This window comes from Bradyrhizobium sp. (genome assembly GCF_049691595.1).
Lineage (GTDB): Bacteria > Pseudomonadota > Alphaproteobacteria > Rhizobiales > Xanthobacteraceae > Bradyrhizobium.
This window is the reverse complement of record NZ_JBAVNZ010000609.1, coordinates 1-4,554: the sequence shown is the minus strand read 5'-3', so window position 1 is coordinate 4,554 and position 4,554 is coordinate 1. Positions and strand designations below refer to the sequence as shown.

Annotated in this window: 4 protein-coding genes; 1 reads left to right on the top strand and 3 read right to left on the bottom strand. The window is 64.2% G+C overall.

Annotated elements, in window-relative coordinates; genetic code table 11:
* The 3 genes from WCE35_RS24355 to WCE35_RS24345 all read right to left on the bottom strand — a co-directional run.
* Positions 1-683 (bottom strand): MBL fold metallo-hydrolase (locus WCE35_RS24355; protein WP_424595862.1); only part of this gene is annotated, 683 nt, incomplete at its 3' end.
* A 163-nt stretch (positions 684-846) separates the two neighbouring features.
* Complete coding sequence (gene map, locus WCE35_RS24350; protein ID WP_424595861.1) at positions 847-1,671, bottom strand: type I methionyl aminopeptidase; 825 nt, start codon at positions 1,669-1,671, stop codon at positions 847-849.
* A gap of 120 nt (positions 1,672-1,791) precedes the next feature.
* Positions 1,792-3,108, bottom strand: coding sequence for a mechanosensitive ion channel family protein (locus WCE35_RS24345; protein WP_424595863.1), 1,317 nt, complete (start codon positions 3,106-3,108; stop codon positions 1,792-1,794).
* Positions 3,109-3,319: 211 nt separating this feature from the next.
* Here WCE35_RS24345 and WCE35_RS24340 point away from each other — a divergent pair.
* A partial coding sequence (locus WCE35_RS24340; protein WP_424595860.1) for a potassium/proton antiporter occupies positions 3,320-4,554 on the top strand: 1,235 nt, incomplete at its 3' end.

Here is a 4,554-nt window from a genome sequence, read left to right as displayed (position 1 = left end):
TGGCCTGGGGTCGCAATGGCCCGCACGCCAGGGGCAACCTCGGCGCCGTCGCCATATTGCTTGATGTTCTTCCATGTCGGGAACGTGGCCTGAATCCGGCGCACATGGTTGCGGATGCCTTCCGGCATCTTCTCCACCACGGACGGATCGGTCCAGAATTTGAATTCCGCCTCCGGCATCAGGATTTCCGCGTTTGGAAATACCTGCGCGCTGGTCTCCTTCGCCCACAGGCCCGATATGTGGTCGGGGTGGAAGTGCGAAATCACGACGGTCGAGACCGTCGAGGGGTCGAGGCTCGCCGCCTTCATGTTGTCGGCGAGCTTGCCGACCGTCGGCGGGCCGTTGGCGCCAAATCCGGTGTCGAACAGCACGAGCTTGCCGTTGGTCCTGACCGCGGTGACGGTGAACGGGTTGTCGAATTTGTCCGGCCCGATCCCGCTGGCGGTCAACGCCTTCTTGACGTCTTCCAGCGCCACGTTCTTGACGAAGCCCGCGTCGAGAACGCGCTCGATGCTGCCTTCGTGCAAACTGAACACTTCGATCTCGCCGACCTTGTATTTGAGGCTATCCGCGGCGCGCTGCGCGTATGCCGCGTCCACAAATGACACAGGTCCCTTCAATCCGAATACCAGAGCCGCCCCGGTGCTTCCGAGCACGAGATCGCGGCGCGAAATCTCAAACATGCCTGCCTCCCTGTTTATGCCGTTTATGCATGGCGGCCTCCCCGGCGGAGGACGCTGTCGTGATGTTTTATAACGGGAGGAGCTGCCCCCGACGACGATTCCGGTCCGATCACGGGAATTTTGCAGGTATCCAGTTGCGGAATAAATCGGCCAGGCGGGTGTATTACGCCGCCGCCCGCGGCTTCTCGCTATGACGCTGCGACAGCGTGAAGATCTCGACGCCGGTCGCGGTGACGCCGACCGAATGTTCGAACTGCGCCGACAGCGAGCGGTCGCGCGTCACCGCGGTCCAGCCGTCGGACAGGATTTTGACGTGCGGCTTGCCGAGATTGATCATCGGCTCGATGGTGAAGAACATGCCGGGTTTCAGCGCCACACCCTCGCCGGGCCGGCCGATATGGATGATGTTCGGCTCATCGTGGAACATGCGGCCGAGGCCGTGGCCGCAGAAATCGCGCACCACGCTCATGCCCTGCGGCTCGACAAAACTCTGGATGGCGTGGCCGATGTCGCCGGTGGTGGCGCCGGGTTTGACGGCGGCGATGCCGCGCATCATGGCCTCATAGGTCACCTCGACCAGCCGCTCGGCCTTCCGCGCGATCGGGCCGATGGCGTACATCCGGCTGGAATCGCCGTACCAGCCGTCGACGATCAAGGTGACGTCGATATTGACGATGTCGCCTTCCTTCAGCGCGCGGTCGCCGGGCATGCCGTGGCAGACCACGTGGTTGATGGAGGTGCAGGTCGAATGGCGGTAGCCGCGATACATCAGCGTCGCCGGGTAGGCGGCATGGCTGAAAGCGAATTCGCGCACGAACTCGTCGATCCGCGCGGTCGGGACGCCCGGCTTGACGATGTCGGTAAGCTCATCGAGGCATCTGGCGACCAGCGCTCCGGCCTTGCGCATGCCGGCGAACCCGCTCGGCCCATGCAGCTTGATCTGGCCGGTCTTGCGCAGGGACGTATCGGTGGCTTCGACGTAGTTCATGGACGGGGTCTTGGTTGGGCGGGCAAAGGAACCGCGGGTGATTTGAGGGCCTAATCTAATGATCGGCGCGGTCAGTGCAAGCCGGGCTTGGTCAGCCGGACCGCCGATCAGCGCATGGAGTTAGCCGGAAACCTCGACGACGGTCTCGACCGGCAGCGCGCCGCCATGGATGCGCAGTTCGCGCACCGGATAGGGCACGCGGATGCCCTCGCGCTTGAAGCCATCCCACAGCGCCAGCATCACATCGCTCTTCACATTGTCCATGCCGTCGGGATCGGCGATCCAGAAAGTCAGGGAGAATTTCATCCCGACCTCGGCGAATTCGGTCAGGATACAGTTCGGCGGCTTGCCCTTGATGGTGCGGGGCGCCGCGGCGGCGGTATCGACCGCGAGCTTGCAGACCAGCCGCGGGTCGGCGTCGTAATTGGTGCCGAAGGCGATTTTCACCAGCGTGTTCTTGTCGGTATAGGTCCAGTTGACGACCTTCTGCGTCACCAAATCTTCGTTGGGGATCAGGAACTCGCGGCCGTCGCCGGCGGCGACCGAAATATAGCGCGTCTTCATCGCGCTGATGCGCCCCGAACTGTCGCCGATGGTGACGAGGTCGCCGGGCTTCACCGATTTGTCCGCCAGCAGGATGATGCCGCTGATGAAATTGGCGACGATCTTCTGCAGGCCGATGCCGATACCGACACCGACCGCGCCGGAGAACACCGCCAGCGCCGAGAGGTTGATGCCGACCGCGCCCAAGGCGATCGTGATCGCGAGCACAATCAGCCCCATCCGGATCATCTTGACCAGCAGCACCTGGATCGACGGCGTCAGGTCGGAGGAGCGGGTGATCCGGTTCTCGACGAAATTGCTGGCGATGTTGGTCAGCCACAGCGCCACGATCAGGAGCGCGCCGAGCTTGATCAAAAGCAGCGGTGTCAGCCGCAGGCCGCCGAGCACGACCGAGACCGAGTCGAGCGCCTCGATCGCCGGGTCAAGCTGGCCGACAATGCTCAGCGCCGCGATCAGCCACGCCGACAGCGACACCAGGCGGACGATGAAGGCGTTGCGGATCACGGAGGTGATCAGCCGGATAATCAGCCACGCGAAGGCGAGCTTGGCGGCGACCGCGAGCAGGTAGCTGCGGCTGGGCCAGGTCGATGCCAGCATCACGCCGCGGGCGATCGTCACCAGCACGGCGAACACCGCGGTCGGCGCGCTGCCGACCAGCACGCGCATGAACAGGCGAAATGGAACCGGCCATCCGGTCGCCAGCGAGGTCACGTCGAACCTCGATCGGACGGCTGCGCCGGCGGCCCAGGCGATCCCGGTGGCGGCCAGGATCAATCCCAGCTGCAGATAGAACCAGGGCGAGGTGACCTCGGCACCGACCGACCGCGCGGTGGCGTGCAGGAACTCGATGATGTCTTTCAGGTCCATATCCATCGGCGGAATCTCGCGTCGGGGCAGTTCAGGCAAACTTGATTCGACGGCCGGCAGCTTTCCATAACTGCGGGGTGGGAACCATCGATACAGGACATTGGAGAGGCGAGTAAGGGCCGCAAAATCCGGCACTGTCACGAGAAATGGGTTGGCGTCCAACTGTGGCGACGATAAGGATGCACATAGAGGTATTTGCATTTGTTCGCGGAGGCGCATGGCTTCCCTCGACCAGGTCAGCATAGCCATCCTGCTCGGTGCGGTTCTGGTGATGGCAGGAATTCTGTCGAGCCTGCTCGCGCTGCGCTTTGGCGCGCCGCTACTGCTGGTATTCTTGCTGATCGGCATGCTCGCCGGCCATTCCGGCCCCGGCCAACTGCAGTTCGACGACGTCCGCACCACCTATCTGGTGGGATCGGTGGCGCTGGCGCTGATCCTGTTCGATGGCGGATTGCGAACCCGGTTTCAAAGCATCCGCACCGTGCTGGCGCCGTCGATGGTGCTGGCGACGGTCGGCGTGCTCCTGACCGCGCTGATCACGGCGCCGATCGCCAGATATGCGCTCGACCTGAACTGGACCGAGGCGCTTCTGGTCGGCGCGGTGGTTGCCTCGACCGACGCCGCGGCAGTGTTTCTGCTGGTGCGCACGCAGGGCCTGCGGCTGCGTCCCCGCGTCGGCGCGACGCTGGAGGCCGAATCCGGCACCAACGATCCCTTTGCGATCTTCCTCACCCTGATGCTGGTCGAATTCATCTCGCTCGGAGAAAGCTCGCCGTGGCACATTGTGCTGGAATTTGCCCGCCAGGCCATTCTCGGCGCCATCGTCGGCGTGATCGGCGGCCGTCTGGTAGGGGTGGCGCTGAATCGCATTGCACTGCCGCAGGGCCTGCACGCGCCGTTCGTCACGACCGCGGCGCTGGTGATCTTCGGCGCGGCGCAGATCGCGCACGCCTCGGGGTTTCTCGCGGTCTATCTCGCCGGCATCATCATCGGCAACCGGCCCACCCGCGCGCATAATTCGGTGGTGACGTTCCTCGATGCCGCGACCTGGCTCGCACAGATCGTGATGTTTGTCCTGCTCGGCCTGCTGGTCTCGCCGCAGCGGCTGGTCGTCAGCATCATTCCGGCAGTCGTCGTGGCGCTGGCATTGATGCTGGTGGCGCGCCCGCTCGCGGTGTTTCTCTGTCTGGCGCCGTTCAGATTCAACTGGCGGGAAAAGGTCTTCATCGCCTGGACGGGCCTGCGCGGGGCGGTCGCGATCTTCCTGGCATCGATTCCGATGCTGGTGGGGCTGTCAAAAGCCTATCTCTATTTCGACGTTGCCCTTGTCGTCGTCATCATCTCGCTGCTGCTGCAGGGCTGGACGCTGGGCCCGGCGGCACGAAAGCTCCACGTCGCGCTGCCGCGCGCCGATCGCGGGCCGCGGCGCGTCGAGCTCGATCTGCCCGGCCA